This window comes from Candidatus Poriferisodalis sp. (genome assembly GCF_965198245.1).
Lineage (GTDB): Bacteria > Actinomycetota > Acidimicrobiia > Acidimicrobiales > Poriferisodalaceae > Poriferisodalis.
The window spans coordinates 4372472-4389052 of record NZ_OZ240249.1 but is presented as its reverse complement, the minus strand read 5'-3'; the positions used below and the strand labels follow the sequence as shown (position 1 = coordinate 4389052).

At 66.6% G+C, this 16581-nt stretch carries 12 protein-coding genes and 3 pseudogenes; 4 read left to right on the top strand and 11 right to left on the bottom strand.

From position 1 onward, the window contains the following. Positions 1 to 392: pseudogene (locus ACOCMM_RS19535) on the top strand (hypothetical protein); the annotation flags it as partial. A 45-nt stretch (positions 393 to 437) separates the two neighbouring features. Here the strand turns inward: ACOCMM_RS19535 and ACOCMM_RS19530 are convergent. The 4 genes and pseudogenes from ACOCMM_RS19530 to ACOCMM_RS19515 all read right to left on the bottom strand — a co-directional run bounded on the left by ACOCMM_RS19530 (position 438) and on the right by ACOCMM_RS19515 (position 3787). Continuing rightward, entirely contained in the window at positions 438 to 590 is a 153-nt protein-coding gene (locus ACOCMM_RS19530; protein ID WP_419554677.1) for a hypothetical protein, read from the bottom strand. Positions 591 to 719: 129 nt separating this feature from the next. Then, positions 720 to 1919: a DUF222 domain-containing protein gene (locus ACOCMM_RS19525; protein ID WP_419554785.1), complete on the bottom strand. Its 1200-nt coding sequence runs from the start codon at positions 1917 to 1919 to the stop codon at positions 720 to 722. A gap of 169 nt (positions 1920 to 2088) precedes the next feature. Then, positions 2089 to 2935: pseudogene (locus ACOCMM_RS19520) on the bottom strand (IS982 family transposase); the annotation flags it as partial. A gap of 390 nt (positions 2936 to 3325) precedes the next feature. After that, positions 3326 to 3787 (bottom strand): RDD family protein, encoded by a 462-nt coding sequence (locus ACOCMM_RS19515; RefSeq protein WP_419554784.1) that lies wholly within the window; start codon positions 3785 to 3787, stop codon positions 3326 to 3328. Positions 3788 to 3790: 3 nt separating this feature from the next. Between ACOCMM_RS19515 and ACOCMM_RS19510 the strand changes: the two genes are divergently transcribed. The 3 genes and pseudogenes from ACOCMM_RS19510 to ACOCMM_RS19500 all read left to right on the top strand — a co-directional run bounded on the left by ACOCMM_RS19510 (position 3791) and on the right by ACOCMM_RS19500 (position 5173). Further along, the gene (locus ACOCMM_RS19510) at positions 3791 to 4114 is read left to right on the top strand and encodes a hypothetical protein (RefSeq protein WP_419554783.1); all 324 of its coding nucleotides are present in this window, start codon (positions 3791 to 3793) and stop codon (positions 4112 to 4114) included. 104 nt (positions 4115 to 4218) lie between these two features. After that, positions 4219 to 4800 (top strand): annotated as a pseudogene (locus ACOCMM_RS19505) (integrase); the annotation flags it as partial. A 97-nt stretch (positions 4801 to 4897) separates the two neighbouring features. Continuing rightward, complete coding sequence (locus ACOCMM_RS19500) at positions 4898 to 5173, top strand: integrase core domain-containing protein (protein ID WP_419554918.1); 276 nt, start codon at positions 4898 to 4900, stop codon at positions 5171 to 5173. Positions 5174 to 5391: 218 nt separating this feature from the next. Here ACOCMM_RS19500 and ACOCMM_RS19495 read toward each other — a convergent pair whose 3' ends face one another. The 7 genes from ACOCMM_RS19495 to ACOCMM_RS19465 form a co-directional block, all read right to left on the bottom strand. Further along, complete coding sequence (locus ACOCMM_RS19495; RefSeq protein ID WP_419554782.1) at positions 5392 to 6417, bottom strand: glycine betaine ABC transporter substrate-binding protein; 1026 nt, start codon at positions 6415 to 6417, stop codon at positions 5392 to 5394. A gap of 260 nt (positions 6418 to 6677) precedes the next feature. Continuing rightward, positions 6678 to 7904: a hypothetical protein gene (locus ACOCMM_RS19490; protein ID WP_419554781.1), complete on the bottom strand. Its 1227-nt coding sequence runs from the start codon at positions 7902 to 7904 to the stop codon at positions 6678 to 6680. A 238-nt stretch (positions 7905 to 8142) separates the two neighbouring features. Next, on the bottom strand, positions 8143 to 10035 hold the full coding sequence (locus ACOCMM_RS19485) for a DVUA0089 family protein (protein ID WP_419554780.1): 1893 nt from the start codon (positions 10033 to 10035) through the stop codon (positions 8143 to 8145). A 67-nt stretch (positions 10036 to 10102) separates the two neighbouring features. Further along, the gene (locus ACOCMM_RS19480; RefSeq protein ID WP_419554779.1) at positions 10103 to 11590 is read right to left on the bottom strand and encodes a hypothetical protein; all 1488 of its coding nucleotides are present in this window, start codon (positions 11588 to 11590) and stop codon (positions 10103 to 10105) included. Next, positions 11587 to 15303, bottom strand: coding sequence for a hypothetical protein (locus ACOCMM_RS19475; RefSeq protein WP_419554778.1), 3717 nt, complete (start codon positions 15301 to 15303; stop codon positions 11587 to 11589). The genes ACOCMM_RS19480 and ACOCMM_RS19475 overlap by 4 nt, the downstream gene beginning before the upstream one ends. 108 nt (positions 15304 to 15411) lie before the next feature. After that, positions 15412 to 15894, bottom strand: coding sequence for a hypothetical protein (locus tag ACOCMM_RS19470; RefSeq protein WP_419554917.1), 483 nt, complete (start codon positions 15892 to 15894; stop codon positions 15412 to 15414). Between the two features lie 168 nt (positions 15895 to 16062). Beyond that, positions 16063 to 16575 carry a hypothetical protein gene (locus ACOCMM_RS19465; RefSeq protein WP_419554777.1) on the bottom strand — a complete coding sequence of 171 codons (513 nt, stop codon included), beginning with the start codon at positions 16573 to 16575 and terminating at the stop codon, positions 16063 to 16065. Between the last annotated feature and the right edge of the window lie 6 nt (positions 16576 to 16581).

The window sequence follows — 16581 nt, the reverse complement described above, 5'->3', positions numbered from 1 at the left end:
CGTCGAAGAACGAGACACCGTCGGCGGAATGGGCCTCCTCGGCTGACCCTACGGTCGGTCTGCGCCGCCACCGCTGGTCTGTCGTGGCGCAACAGTTATCGGCCGCGTGTCGCCCATTCGTGTCACGCCTTCTTTGTGCAATTTTGCCGTCTGTGGCGGCATTTCTGCGCAAAGTCCAAGCCGTCGGGGCTGCCGGGCATGGTCGCCTATCCGCTGAGGCACTAATGCATGGCAAGCGTGTTTTTCTCGTCGAGTCGCTGGTGACCGCCCAGCCTTGGGCCCAGCAAATGGATGCTGCTGCGCGCAATGCAACGGTTGTGAGAGATGCGGACCAAATCGTTACGGCGCTCGAAGCGGACTTAGCCGTCAGCAGCGATGCCGTATTCGCATGAGCGATCTAGACCCGCGGCCCGTACCTTGATCTAGTTCGGCCGGGTCTAGTTCCCATCGCTCGCCCACAGGATGGCGTGTGTCGCACGTGTCGCAGTGGCGCGAACCTCGGCTGGGACGATTGCTACCAGTGCGCCCGCTTCGGTGTTGTCGAGGTGCTTCCGATCTCGATGTCCGAGCGTGGTGGGCCCCTGCATCATCGTCTTCGCCTCTACAAGCGCGGCAATGAGCAGCAGCGCATCGATTGCTCCCTGCAGCTTGGTGCACTCCTGGGGTGAATCACCGCGAGTGTCTTGCGTCTCGGCGGTTGGGGCTTTGCCCCCGGGGGTTCAGCGTGGGGGTGCTCGTGACGGGTCGTTGCTGCTGTTTGGCGGCTGGGTGGGTGGTTGGAGCCGGTAGCGGCTGCCTGGGGTGTCCCATTCGGCGGTGAAGCCTTGTTGGTGGATCTTGTCGTTGTGGCAGTCGGGGCAGACGGTGACGAGGTTGGTGTAGTCGGTGTGGCCGCCGTGCTGCCAGTGGTCGATGTGGTGGTGCTGGCAGCGCTCGGGGGAGATGCCGCACCCGACGCAGCCCTTGTCGCGCAATGCCAGCGCGGCGCGTTGGAGGTCGGTGGCGGTGCGGCGGGTGCGGCCCATGCGCAGGTCGCCGGTGGCGGCGTCGAAGATCGCCGGCAGCACTTCGGCGTCGACGGCGATCTTGGCGATCTCGCCGATCGGGATCGGGGTGCCGTCCGCGAGGCGTCCGTTGGTGAGCTGGTGGTTCGCCATGTCGTAATCGGCGACCACGATCAGCGACGCGCCCGCGGGGCGCTTGGTGTCGGGATCGCAGATGAGCTGGCTGATCGCGTCGGCCATCCGCTGCTGGGGTGTGCGCCGCGCAGCGGGATCCTCGTCCTTGAACAGACGCCGCTCGGCGGCGGCGATCACCGTGCCCAGCCGGGCGCCGGTGATCGGGTCGACGACGAGGTTGAGCACGGTCATGCCGTCGCTGGAGCGGGTCACGATCTTGGCGCTGCGCGCCCGGCGCTGCCGCTCCAGCAGTGACGCGCCGTCGTCTCGGCTGACGTCGGCCACATGGCGGGCGACAGTGCGACGGAATTCGTCATAGCCCTCGTGTCGTGCCCGCGCTGCGAGGAACTCGTCGTCGATCGGGGCGTCGCCGGCGGCACGGGCGATCAGCTGCGCGTGGCCCACCGGAACCGAACCCGCAAAGAGCCCCTCACGGGTCGCGTCCAGCCCGCCGAGCCTCACTGCGTCCCTGACCTCGCCGCGCGCCCTGCGGCCCGAGATCGCCATGGCGTCCGTCGCAGCGTGCGCAGCGGCGCCGTCGCCGTTGCGGCGGGCGATCTCGCCCAACGCGTCGGCCTTCATCGCCGCGAGCCGCGACTCGGCCCGAGCCAGCACACCCAGCCGAGCCCGCAGACTCTCACCGCACAGCCCGGCAACGTCCACCGCGTCCACACGCACCCCGCCCGATGCCAACGCGCCTGCCGCACCGCCCCCACAAGCCGAATCGCCGCCGCCGTTCATAAGAACAACCGTACGGCAGGGGTGTCACAACAACGACGCCGCATGGCCCCGCCCGACACCCGGCAGTACCGGACGACGGCATCGTGAGATACGTGCCACACCAACGACGCCGCATGGCCCCGCCCGACAATGCGGTGAGTGAGCGTGCTGGTCGGGTGTGTCGGTAGGTCTCGTTGTGCCAGATGGCGGCGGTGAGGGCGAGGAGCCGTGTCGCGATGCGCACGGCGACGCCGGCTTTGGTGCGTCCTTTGTGGCGTTCGAGGCTGAGCTGGCCTTTGAGGGTCCAGTTGATCGATTCGATGATCTGGCGCAGAGGCCGCAGGAACCTTGCGCCGGGCCGCGGGGCCTCGGATCGGGTGGCAGGGCGCACCACGGTGATGCCGACGTCGCTGAGGTCCGCTTCGAACGCAGCAGAGCGGTAGCCCTTGTCGGCGATGAGGGTCTGGCCCGCCCGGGCGATCCCCGCAGAGCATGTCGGCGCAGACTTCGCGTTCGTCGGCTTTCGCGTCGGCGACCGCGAACGCGATCGGCAGCCCCGCCGGGGTGGCGACAAGGTGCAGCCCCAGACCCCAGAAGTACCGCGAATGCGACGCGCACCAGCCCTATTGGGCCCATCGGGCGAGGCCGGAGCGCTTCTGGGTCTCGCGGCTGGTGCCGCACTCGACCGCGGTGGAGTCCACCAGCCACACGTCGTCGTGCCACCACTCGCGTGCGAGCCATCCCATGACACGAGAGATCATCTCGGCGCTGCGCCGCAGCCGCTTGTTGTAGCCGTCACGGTTCGGCAGACAGGGGAACCACGGCCGCAGATGCGCTCTCGCGAAGCGCACGAACTGCGACTCGTTGTCATAGCCCAGAAGCGCCGAGATCACCGCCAGAGTGACCAGCTCCGCGTCGGTCAGCTTCGGGGCGAACCCCACCACAGGCCGCTCGGGAGCCCACCCAGGGTTCTGCGCCAACAGGTCATCGATCCTCACATACAGTGCGGTCGCGAGGGTGTCCAAGTCCGGGCCCATGCTGAGAACCTCCAAGATCGAAGCGTGAATACACACCCCGAGCCTGGACACCCTCACCCCACAACCGGTGGACCCCACCCCTTGGAACTCACCATCTAAGTACCGGTAGCTGCACGCGATCGGGCTCCCCAACGCGCTGCAGGCCGCTAACTGGCCCCTCGTCGTGTCGTCCCACACCCCCACGGCGACATTGCCGACACCGCGATGGTGAGCATAAAGCCGTTCCCGTCGCCCGTGCGCGCCGCAGGGCAGTTGTCGTCCACGTAAGTGCCTGCAGGGACGCTGTGGGTAGTGGTCCTGTTGCCCTGGTCACAGGTCGACCGGGGCGTCTGCGGGTTTGGCCATGCACACGGCGTCAGCGGATGCGCCGTTGAGTTCCCAGCGGCTTCATCACGGTCGGCCGTGCAGGTAGCCCTTCCATCGCTGGTTCATCTCGTCGTCGATTCGCCGCCAGACACGCGGGAAGTCTTGCGTAACAATCGTGCCGGCGGCCTTGTCGTGCCAGCCACGGCGATCTGCGTCCAATAGGACTAAAAGATGAATCACCAGCCAGGAAGCGACCGCCGCTGCCGCCACAATCGCGACCTCCCAACCGTCAAGCGCATTCGCCGGCGCGAAGACGCTCACCAGAACTCCTGTCAGCGCCCCGACTGCCACGGCCAACAAGGGCAGAGATGTCCGTATCACCGCCTGCTCAAGCGTCACTGCTGTATCATCACCGATGCTCACAACGCGCAGCGACAACGCCGCCATTCCGACCGTGTGGCTGTTGTGCGTCTGACTTTGCCGCGGAGGGTCCACCGAGGAATGAACCAAGTCTGATCGTGTTCTCGCTGACGCGTGAAGGAGCATCAGATGACTGTCAGCGAGGGTCGGCGTCGACCGAAGAAGCTGTCCGCGGAGACGAAGTGGGAGATCTGCTTGCAGGTCACGGGCGGAGAGATCACCCAGGCCGACGCGGCCCGGAAGTGGGGGGTCGATGTGTCGACGACCATCACCATCCGCCGGACGGTGAAGGACGCGGCGCTGGCTGCGCTGGCCCGCAAGCCGGGTCGCCCGGCCACCGAACGGAACTGGGAGCTCGAAGCGGCCCGGACAGAGATCGGTCAGCTCACCGAGGCGATCAAGGTCCAAGCGATCGAGTTGGCCATCGTCCGGGGAAAATCCGGCTGGGACTGAACGGACCGGTCCCGGCGAGAGTCCCCGCCGAGGCCAAAGAGCTGGTCGGCAAGACCGTCGACGACGCCGTTGCCGCCGGGTTCTGGCACACATGGGCCACCGGTGTGTGGCAGGTCTCCGAGGGCCGGGTGCACCGCTGGCGGGCCCGCCGACGCGAGCTGGGCACGCTCGAGGACCTCGCCCCGGGCGGCGCGCCGGTGCATGCCTTGCTGGCCGACGAGGTCGCGGAGGTCCTCGCTGTCGCTGAGGAGTGGGGACCGGTCGACCGGTCGCACCGCAAGCTCGCCCATCGCGGTTCCTATGTGGGCCGGGTGTGGGTGGCCCCCTCGACGTTGCGGCGTGTTCTGGCTGCCCACGGGCTTGTGCTGCCCCAACAGCCGCCGACACCACGGCGGCCCCGCACGCCGTGGCCGCACTGGCTGGTCTGGGAACCGAACAGGATCTGGATCTGGGACGTCACCCACTTCGGGCAGGCCCGGCGCTGCGTGTTCGCCATCGTCGACGTGGTCTCGCGCTACTGGATCACCACCCTGGTCTCGACCGAGGAGACCTCCACCCAAGTGCGTGTCGTGTTCGACCAGGCCTTGCTCGCCCAGGATCTCGACGAGCTGCTCACCGAGGGCCGCCTCGATCTCGACATCGACGACCCCGACCGGCCGATCCTGCTCGCCGTGTCCGACAACGGCCCGGCCATGACCAGCCACGACACCCGCGCCTACATGGCGAGGACGGCCATCGCCCAACACCCACGGCCGACCCCGCACACCCACCGACCAAGCCTGGATCGAGAGCTTCTTCAGCCACATCACCCACGAATGGCCCCACCTCAACGACATCACCGACCCGGCGCTGCTCGACACAGAGCTGGCACGCATCCGGATCGACTACAACGAAGTCCGGCTGCACGAAGCGATCGGCTACGTCACCCCCGACGACGAACACCGCCAACGAGGAGAACCGATCCGCGAGGCCCGCCGGCAAGGCCTCCAACGAGCCCGATCACGACGGCTCGACCACAACCGCCGGACCACCAACAACAACCCCGAGAACACAGCATGACTTGGTTCATTACCCAGCCAAACTCCGCGGAAGAGTCAGACACACCTCACCCTCCCATGCTGGCTGAAACCAACCACAAACAGCGACACAAAGTCAGCCGCAACACAGACGAGGCACCCGCCACAACCGGGACCTCGCCCACCGCTACCAACAACACCTCGACCAACTCACCACTTGACACACATAGGAGCATCAACCTCCGTCAGTTTCAGACCTAGCTACGCGCGAGAAGCCGCTGCGCGCGCGGCGGCCAGCCATTCATCAACCGATGCACGATTGGCAGCGATCCACTCTGCGGCCAGCACCGACGGCAAGTCACCCTCAGCCTCACGTACCAGCGCCTGCGAGATGTCGACCGTCGGCACCACCACAGCGTCCAGCAGTGCGACCGCGGCCGGATTCGCCGTAGCGAATTCCGCATTCGCCGCGACCCGCAGCTCACCCGCATCCCAGCCAAGCGGGCACAAGCCGAGAGAGTGATCTCTCGCTGCCGGGCAGACCTCGATGCCGAACGGTGCGTGCCCCCCGTCGCCATTGACACCACGGGTGACCTGCGAGTACAGCTCACCACCGGATTGGCCGAGAGGGTTCGAGCCGTCCAGTATCTGTTCCACCCCCAGCCAATACACCTCGACGCCCGGACGCAGCTTCGCCGCCAACTGCGATGGATCCCCTGCTGCAGCGATCATCGGCACCCCACGGGCGACTGCATCCACAGCCATCTCGAACCGCTCAACGTACCCGACATTGAGCTGAGCGATGTTGTCCCAACCCGAAAAGGCGATCTGCGACGCCACCACCTGAGCGGCTATGCCCAGCTCAGGCCACGACAAGATCTCCGCCTTGCCATTGCCCGGCACCGCATCAACGGCATCAAACGCGGCCAGCGCCGCCGGGTCACGATCCAGGTCATCCAGCGTGAACACGCCGTGCTCGTCGGCGAACGTCTTGCTGATGAGCCAGCCGAACACGCCCACTGCCGGCGACTCACCTCCCAGCACGCTCATCGAAGCGCCCACCGAAGTCCCGTCGAACCGCTCACCGTCCAGCCACACCTGATCGGCAGGCAGCCGCGCACCAACCCACACGTCGAACTCGCCCTCGGCTAGGTACAAGTACGCCAAATTGGCGCGGGTCACCAACTCCGCGGGGTCAGAAACCACATAGCCCAGCTCCTCCAACAACAACCCCAGCACTTCGGCCCGGAACAAGTCATCAGACCGCACCCCCACACCCAGGGACACGCCAACACTCTCACCGGGACGCAACACCACCGGCGCTGCTGCCGACCTGTCTGGCGCCGCCGCCGAAGGCACCTCCTCCGGCTCTGTTAGCGACGTGACAGCGTCCCGGGCAGGCACACCAGCATCCGGCTCAGCATCCTCAGTGCATCCCAAGCCAACCCAAACCAGCAACGACACGCCGAGCCACCAATGCCACCGACGAATGCTTGCACGACCCGACGGCGCACGACGAGCCCAGAGGCCTGAACCAACTATGGGTTTCATCGGCCTGCCGAAATGTGCGGCATCCCGATCCACGCCATCCGGGGATACGGAGACGAGGCATAGTCCACGAGAAAGGACACCTCGGTAATCCAGAATTCTGTTCCCGGGTAGTAGTGCCGCACGAGCGGCGGACCATCTAGATGGACTTCGCCGGGAGTATCCCTGACCGGACCTGACTCGTGGAATCCGACCTCCTCCACGTCGACAACGGCACCCTCCGAGTTCAACTCGGCCCAATACACGGCCAAGTCCAGCACCAGCCCTGGTGCCCACGCAGCGTCACGGCGCGGGTGCGAGATCGGATCCAACCTGCCGAAGGCATAGCGGTCAAACTCCGGGTCGGACTCGCCGGAGTCAGATGCGTAGTCGAAGTACTGCCAATCCCACGATCCCCACCATGCTCGCGAGAGATCCGCATCGTTGGACATCTCCGCATGTATGGAGAATTCGATCAGCGTCGCATCGCCCGGGCCATCCCAATCCTCGATCTCGAACGGCGCCGTCTCGCCAGGCTGGACCGAGAGCGGCCACGCCCATTCACCGTCCCCCGCACCCACGATCGTCCCGTACGCCCAAAGAGTGCGGGACCAGTTCCGCACCAGACCCCGCAGCACACCATCGTCGCCAACGGCGACCGTCTCCAGCAGAACTCGCACCTCATCACGCGGGTCACCCGTATCTGAGTACTCGATACGGGGTACCGACCCGTCGAAGCCGCCGAACGATCCCGCCGGCATCATGCCGGCGGGAATCGAGTTCACCGATGCCGCTCGGAAGCCATCGGAGCGGTCCTCGTACCATTCCAACGCTTCCTGCGACGAAGCCACATATGGGCTCGGGCTTCCGTCGTCGCTGTAGGTGAAGTACCGGAACTCGTCGAAACCCAGCAGCGGTCGCGCCGCTGCCAACTCCACGCCGCGGCAGTCAGTCCTTCCCTCAGAGAGAAACCAATCTCGCTGGTACTCCATCAACTCTTCGTCTGTGTCGGGGTAGCGAAGGTGTCGGCTGAGGAACGCGTCCTGCACCCGACACCGGTCGAACACCACGCCAGCGTGCTCGAAGGGCCTTGGCGGCTGCCCAGGAAGACCGCTTGAGCCTTGGTACCAGTACATCGCGCCCGCGACGTCACCATCCGTCTGGGGGAACCGCACGCTGGCGTGCGCCGCCGGCTGAGGAGGCTCCTCAACCTCCTTGAAGACCACCCACGTGCTCGTCGTCGGCACGACAGTCGTGGCAGGAGCCGTCGGCGCGGCCGAAACGGCTACTGCCGTGGGTGTGGTCAGCCTCGGTAACGACTCGGACTGCGCTATTGAACGTTCGGCATCCGGCGCTGAGGCATCGCTGGGTAGTGCATCAGTCGAGCAGCTCGCTGACCCCATGGCGACAAACGCGATGAATGACAGTGCGCATGCTGCGGTACTGCGCACCCGAGCGCCATAGTGCATGCCGCCAACGTCGCCTCTAATCGCCGGGCTGATCAGGGTACCTTCTCCGAATCGCCGTCTTGAAGTCCGAGGCGGCGACATCAACCCACGGACACTCCGGCGTCGGCCCTGTTCCTGGCTGCTGGGTGCAATCCTTGACCCTCAACTCGTCACGATCGCCGTCAGCGTCGATGTCGTATGTGTCTTGGTTCCACGTATTCCCTGGTGCCTTGCGCACGCGGTAATTCGCTCCGCTGCCCACAGGCACATGCTTGAACCACGTCACCGAGCCCCCTGCAAACGACTCCGGGAACACCGCAAACCGTTTCTTGTTCCCATCGTCGTCTTCGTCGGTGAACGAGATGAATGGTGCCGCCAGCGGGCTGCGTTTGTGATCCCCGGTCCAGACGCCCGTGAGGAAAGCGCGGGAGATGAAACCCTCGGGATTGTCCGTGTCATACAGCCAGCATCCGAACTCGGCTCCTGCGGTCCCCCAGCGGCATTTCAGTTCCTGCACTCCGCCCTTATTGTCGGTGAGACCCTCGTTGCCGCTGGTGTTGATCCACAAACTCTCAATGCCTTGGTATGCCGAATCCCCTAAGTCGCCACCGAGATAAATGTCGTTGTGGGTGTTGAAGCACTTGTGAGTTCCGATAATCAAGCCACTGGAATCCTTGATCCAGTTCCCGTTCGCGTTCTTTTGGGCATCGGGAATGCACCCGTTCCACGCACCGCTCAGGAGGTTGTTCTTGAGGGTCTTCAGATCCCCGTCGCAGTAGCTCCTGCGCAGGTGCTTCGCAACTGCATTGCCGCCGCGATCAACATCCGCTCGTTCAGCGTGGTTGAGCTCGTTGGGCCACCAGTCGAGCTGCCAGTAGCCGACGCCCGGATGCCAGAACGCTCGAACCCCGGTGTTGGAGCGTTGATCATTGGGATACGCCTTTGTCGGTCGGTCCACGCGTGACAAGAACATCAGCGACCGCGCCACACTCCGGCTACCGATGGGGTTGGTCTCATAGATTCCGATCGCCAGCATCAACGCGGCAAGTCGCGTGGGGGTCATGTCGCACTCGCCGCTGTATTCACTCATTGTGCGCCTAGCGACCCGAATGGCGCCCCTGAGCAGTGCCGGACCCACGGAATACCGGGCATCTCTGCGCTTCAGCAGTTCAGCCTCGTCCCATATGCAGGCGCCGGTCTCGAGGTCCTCGGTCTGGTCGGTGCCGCAGGACGACACAAAGCTGAGTTGCGTGGACTGACCCGCGGCATCCTGAGCCCCATTGGCCGACTGCTGGGCTGCGCCGCCGCTTGCGCCAGCCCTGGCGAACGACAAAGTGACGGTGCGAGCGTTGGTGCTGTCAGGCACCACCAGCAGCGTGCCGGTAGTGCCGGCACGTTGTGCCGTGACACCGAAGTCAGCATGCGATGCGGTGGCAGTGGCTTCGTGGTTGCCGAGGTCGAAGTCGATCCGCAGTTCGCGGCCCACTGTCGCGTCGTAGCTGGCTTGCAGGCCGGTGAAGGTCGCTTCGACGGTCAAGGTGTAGTTGCCGGTTCGGTTCTGGCTGTAGGTGATGGCTTCGATGGTGTAGTCGCCGGGCTGGAGGAACACGTCGACCAGACGGCTGTTCAGCCGGTGGGTGTCATAGCCGGAGCGGTGGTCGTCGTTGTGAGCGATATGAGCGCCGGACCCGTCAGTTTCGTGGCCCCGCAGCAGGACCAGGAACGGGTCGAGGTGGCGGCTGTTGGACGCCGAGGACTCCAGCGTGATGGTCACCCAGCCCGGACTGTCGACACTGAAGGTGTGCCAGCGCGCGTAGTAGGTGCGGACCCCGACGCTGCGGGGATGACGGCGACGCACAGAGGTGCAGTCGCCGTCGGCGCTAATCGTGCCCGCCCTCGGCGGGGCCTGCCCGCTGGCGACCGCGCCCAACGCGTCGACACAGCCCCCCGCCGCAGTCGCCGCGCACCGTAAGGCGGCCCCGACCATCGCGCCCAGGTCAACCCGGCGGCGGGTGTACGCCGCCGATCCAGAACATCCAGTCGGTGTCGGGCCACAGCGCGAACGCGAAATTCACATACGGCGGCGGGTCGCCGAGTTTCGCCTCGAGGGGGGGATAGGAGCGCATCACCACCAGCGGGCCGTTGTCGGTCCTGCCGCGGTAGGAGTGACCCGGGGAGTGAAAAGGCGTGAGCGCGCTGAGCTCCACCAGACGCCCGTCGGGGTCGACATGAGCAACAAAGCCCCGTAAGCTCTCGACCACACCCGGCGCCCACCGCCCGCCCAGGCTCGGATGCGAAACCTCGAATTCGCGACTCATCGGATCCAAGGCGACGGTCAACGCCGTAGCAGCATCGAGAGCCAACTCGCCCTCGATCTCCGCGGGCAGCCACCCCGAGAACTCCTCACGCGGCCCATAAGTGCTCTCAAACTGCTGCAGGAACTCGAAGCTGCGCGACAGGTCCGCGTCGTTGGAGAACTCCGCGGCCACCTCGAACCCGATCCCCGCCGGATCCCCGGGACCGTCCCAGTCCTCGAACTCGAACGGCGCGACCTCGCCCGGCTGGACCGACAACGGCCACAACCACGAACGGCCGTCCGCGCGCACGTTCACGCCGTACGCCCACAGGGTGCGCGACCAGTTCCGAACCAGACCGCGCAGCACACCGTCGACCACCGACACCGAACCAGGCACAACCCCCACCTCATCGACAGGCGCATCAACCGGCGCATACCGAATCACGTACTCATCAGTGCTCGCAAACGACGAGAACTGCGTACTGCGGAACCCCAATGGCCCCGAGAAAGGCGGCAGCGTGTCGGCGTGCAATTTGTGCCGAACAGCAGACCCCTGCTCGTACCACTCGACCGCTTCATCGTGGCTGGCAAAAGAAGGGCTCTCGCTGCCGAATGTGTCGAACGTGAACCACCGATGCACGACCTGACCCCACAGTGGCTGATTGTACGCAGTCCACCCGGGGCAGCCCAACCGGTAGCGGTAGAAGTCGACCTCATCCCGCTGACTGCGGGTCGGTTCGCCGTCACGGGAATCGGGGTGTCTACGGTGCAATCCCACGAACGCATCCTCGAACTGGCATGCGTCGAAGATGACACCCGCGAACTTGTGTTGGGACTCCCGGTAAGACCTGAAAAGGGCACCCTTCGTGTCCTGGTCGGTCTGCGGCACCCGCAGCCGCTCATGGACGACGATCTCTTCGAACGCGATCTCGCGGGTTTCGAACATTTCGGACGCCTCCGAGACAGTGTCCTCGGGCTCCCGCCGCGGTGCCGTGCTCGCCGGGACAGCCCCGATTGCCGTGGTCGTGACGAAGCTCGGTGCCGCAGGCTCGATGCCAGCCGGCGTCACGCGGCCGTCGCTAGGCGGCGGCGCGTTCGTGCAGCCGGCCGTCGCGGCGGTGAGCACAGCCGAAGCGGCGAAGCACAACAGCACACGTCGGCCAACGGCTTGTCTGGCACTGCCGCTCATGGGTCGCGGCTCGGATTGGCGTCGGGGTAGACCGCGCGGATGCGGCTCTTGAAGTTCGGGTCTGCTGCGCCGGTCCATGCACACACCCGGCTGGCGGGCGGACGCGGGCAGATCTTCACCTGCAGCACGACGGCGTTGGGGTCCTCGTCGCTGCTCCAAGTGTTGTCCGGCTCGGCCCGCACGAGCTTGGCAGTACTGACGAACTTCATGCGGGTGATGGTGCCGCCGGTGAATGATTCGGGGAACACCGCATATTTCTTGTTCTCGTGGGTGAATGACATGAACGGCGCGGCGTAGGGGCTGATCGCGGTGGCGAGGTTGCGGTCGCCGTTTGCTCGGCCGGTCTCGGCGTGGCCTTGGTAGCTGTCGGTGTCATAGAACCAGCAGTCGAACGGCGTTCCGGTGCTGCCCCATCGGCAGCCGTCCTCCATCAGCGGCGCGCCGCCGGTGACGCTGTCATCGCCGAGGTTGTGGGTGGTGGTCACGTAGAACGCTTCGCCGCCGGTGCCGGTCACGAAGCCCAAGTACAGAGTTGCAGCAGTCTCATAGCACACATTCGATTTCTCACCTGCCTCTGTCATGACTTCGACGCATGCCTCCCACTCGTTCTTGAGCTTGGCCTTGAGACCGGACGCGCCGCCGTTGTCGCAGTACGCGTCTCGCAACACGTCCGCGACCTTCCTGCCGCCCTGCTCGATGTCGGCGCGCTCGGCGTGGTTCATGTGCTTGGTGGTCTCCCAGAGGTCTAACTGCCAGTAGCCCACGCCGGGATGCCAGAACGCCCGGACGGGCAGCCCCGCGTCGGTGTCGCCAATCTGGAGGTTGTCGGGGTACAGCACCGCGTTCTTGCCCTTGGCGCGGAACTGGTGGAAGTCGCCCCGTGACAGCGTCATCAGCGACCGCGCCGGGTCACGCTTGACGTTCCTGACGTTATAGAGCGTGTCAGAGGCTGTCGCGGTTACCGGGGTCTCCCAGAACCCGATCGCCATCATGGCAGCCGCCAGCCGGCCCGGCCGCATACCGCATTCGCCCACATAGGCATCCAACGACTGCTCTGCCACCTTCTTGGTGCCCGCCACGAGCGCGGGAGTCACGTAATAGCGGCCCTTGGCCCCGCGTTCGGCAAACAGCTCAGCGTCGCTCTTGAGAACGCACGTCCCCGCCGGAGGATTCGGGTTCGGCTTCTGACCCGCCGGGCAGGTCGAGTTGACTGGGACGACGGTGCTGGCGGCTGCGGCCGCTCGCGCTGTGGCGGACCGCGTCGAGCGCGCACTGCTGCCCGAGGGGCGGCTGAACGACAACGTCACGCTGAACGCACCGGTGCGCGACGGCGTCACCGTCAACGACGCCGTGGTGCCCGACTTGGTCGCCGACGCAGCCAGCCCCGACACCGGCACCGTCGCGGTGGGCGTGAAGTCCCCGGTCTCGAACCCGATCGTGAGCTGTTGGCCCGCATAGGCGTCGTAGCTGGCTTGCAGGCCGGTGAGGGTCGCTTCGACGGTCAGGTCGTAGTCGCCGGTGGTGCGGGTGGGGTTGGTGGTGCTGTGGGCGTGGTAGGTGGTGGCCTCGATGGTGTAGTGGCCGGGTTGGAGGAACACGTCGACCAGGCGGCTGTCGCGCCAGTGCAGGCCGTGGCTGGCGGCGTTTTGGGCGTCGTCGTTGTGGGTGATGTAGGTGCCGGTGCCGTCGGGTGTGTGGCCTCGCAGGAGTACCAGGTAGGTGTCGATGCGCTGGGTGTTCGTCGCTGCTGACTCGAGGGTGATGGTGACCCAGCCCGGGCTGTTGAGGGTGAAGGTGTGCCGGCGGGCCTGATAGGTGCTGGTGGCGGTTTTTCGGGGGTGGCGGGTCGAGGTGCAGCCGTCCGTGGCGGCGAGGGTGCCCGTTGTCGGCGGGGTGGCTGCGGTGAGTGCGCCCAGGGGTGTGTCGCAGTCGTCGCTGTTCGCGGTCGGTGTGGTGGTGGTCGGCGGGGTCGGTGTGGCGGTGGGCGGGGGGGTCGTTGTGTCGGTGTTTGTGGGTGTGGGGTGGGCGGTGAATCGTGTGGCGGCGAGGTCGCGGTTGGTGTGGTGGTTGCAGATGACGATGACCCATACGGTGGTGCCTGCGGCCACGTCGAGGGTGACGGTGCGCGATGTGCCTGTGGCGGGTGCGACCTGGGGGGTGCCTGGGGTGGCTTGGGCGCTGCATCGCGCTGCGGCGGGGGTGACGGTGAACGTTTCGGTGACTTCGGCGCTGGTCGTGTCTGTGGCGGGTGTGGCAGAGGCGTGGTCGAGGCCGTCGATCTCGACGTCGGGGACGGGCGCGGCGTCGGCGGTGAACCGGGCGTCGGCGGTGGCGGTGCTGGTGCTTGTCGTGCAGGTGACCGTGACCGTGACGGTGGTGCCCGCGGCCACGGTGTGGGTCACGGTGCGCGATGCGCCTGCGGCGGGTGCGACCGTGGCGCCGTGGGGCGTCGCAGAACAGGCGGCGCCGGCGGGCGTGACACCGAAGGTGTCGGACGCCGCGGCGGTGGCGGCGCCCGCGGCGGGGGTCGCCGACGCGTCGGCGAGGCCGCTGATGACCACATCTGGGGGCGGGTCGGGGGCGTCTGCGATGGTGAGGGTCATGGTGAACGCGCCGTCCTGGCGGGGCGCGGCGGTGGTCGCCTCGACGGTGTAGCTGGCTGCGGCGAGGCTGACTGCTGACAGCAGCGCGTCGCCGCTGTGGGCGCCTGAGTTGTTGTCGTGGCGCGACAAGCTGCGGTCCGCGTTGGTGAGGTACACATAGGCGTCGGTGGACGAGGACACCCCCACCGTCGCGGTCGCCGCGCCGGCGACGGAGAACGTGTACCGCACCGCCCGGTAGGGCACCTGCGCGGAGCCCCGGTTGTCCGAGGTGCACCCCGCGGCCCATGTCCCGCTGCGGGTCACCGTTCCCGCCCCCAGCGCCCCCAGCGCCACCGAGCACCCCCCGCCGCCGTCGTCGTCTGCGTCGTCGTCGGGGCACGGGTTCGCCTCGTGGGTGCCGTCGTCGCGGTGGGTGCGGCAGTCGCCGTTCGCGGCGGTGTGGTCCAGATGGCACCACGAGCCGCTGTAGGTGTGGCGGTGGCTGCCCGACACGCACGCGTCCCCGTCATCGTCGTCGTCTGCGCTGTCGTCGGGGCACGGGTTGGCCTCGTGGGTGCCGTCGTCGCGGTGGGTGCGGCAGTCGCCGTTCGCGGCGGTGTGATCGGGATGGCACCACGAGCCGCTGTAGGTGTGGCGGTGGCTGCCCGACACGCACGCGTCGCTGCCGCTGCTGGCGCCGCCGCAGCTTCGCGCGCGGGTGTAGCGGTCGTGGTAGTAGTGGTCGCCGTCGTCGCAATGGCTGCGGTCGGCGTGGTTCGCGTGCCAGTAGCTGTGCGGCGCAGAATGCTGCCCGCTGCGGTCGATCGGGGTCAGGCTCTCAGGATCGGACACTCCCCCATTCGACGGCGGCGCCGTCGTCGGCGTCGTCGGCGTCGTGGACCGCACCCCGCAGAAATGGCCGTGGCCGCTGTTCGCGCCCTCCGCCTCGCCGTAGCTGAACGCACCCGACCCGTAGCGATCCACGCAGTCATGGGCCTGCGCCGACGATCCCCCCAACAGGCCCTCCGCCAGCCACCACGCCCCCACCAGCACACCCCCGGCCAGCACAAGACGCACCCACAGCCGCCACCCCTCGCCCCGCCGCGGCGCCCCCGACCCCGACACACCCATGAGCACAGCACATCAGACAATGAGACACACTGCAACACAGACCCCCGAGCCCAGGGCTGCGACTGCACGTGCTCGCCACCCCCGCAGAACTTCCGGCCGCGTTCGCGCTCACTCGTCGGCGCGGGCAGGCATGAACGCCGTGTAGTCGCTGCCATAGAGCATCGGACGCGGGTTGTCGCCATAGCCGCCGTCGACGGCGACGTAGGTCCGTACTGCCGGCACCTCCTTGATGGCACCCACCATGTAAAGAGTCACCGCGGCAGCCGCGGCGATGGCACGCCCCGGCTCGGCCACCAGACGCGCCGCCAAGCCGTGCTGGCCGCTGAGCGCGTCCCAGCGAGCCTGCAGAACCGCACCCCACTCAGCAACCGTGGGCGCCCGCTCGGCCTCCACATAGGCGACGCCGAGCCCGCCGCCGATGGACAGCTCCTCCAGCTCGTGAGGAACAACAGCCGGTGCGGCCAGTTGGGAATCCGCCCCGTCTTGGCCCGTGCAGCCAGCGGTGAGCGCGCCAACCGCCGCCGCACAACCGAGCATCCTCAAATAGCGCAACAGATGGAAGCCGCGACTCGCAGGCACAATGCCCGACATCACGAAGCTTCCTCGCAAACGTATGCGGACCGCTGTTCAAAATCGTGCTGACCCACTCGCAGACGCTGCCGGCCTCGACCGCGATCACCCGGCAGATCTCCACCTGCAACACGCGATTGCGGTATCGGTCCGAAGTCCACGGCAATGAGCTTGGGCCAAGGGACGCCGCTACTCCCCATTGTCGGCGTTATCTGCTGCGCCGATCCAAATGGTGAACCGGTCTGTCCCGGTCGCGTAGACCGCTTCGAGCCATGGGTCGGAAGAAGAGGTCCAGTCCTCTTCGATGCGCCAGATGGGCCAGCGGTCGACCTCGCCATAGTGGCCGTCGCGGAGATCTGCCAACAGGGGCAAAGGGAGCAGGTCAGTCAGGACAGGACTGGCCGTGCCGTCGATGTCATAGTCGTCTGCGTCCGCCCGAGGCGCTGTGAAGCGGCCAAGATAGGCGCGCAGGCCGTCGATGCGGACGAGGCTGATCAGGCTGCGGTCGTTGCCGGGAAAGCTCGGATGCGACAGCGGCGAGTCGAAGTCGATCAAGGTGGCACACAAGTTGCCGATGCCGTCATGTCGCAATCCGTCGAGGATGTGCTCGGGATACGGTCGAGTCAGGTCCTCGACACTCTCCCATCCGCACCATTCCTGATAGAATCTGAAAGTTCGCGAGAGGTCCGCTTCGGCGCTCATGACGGC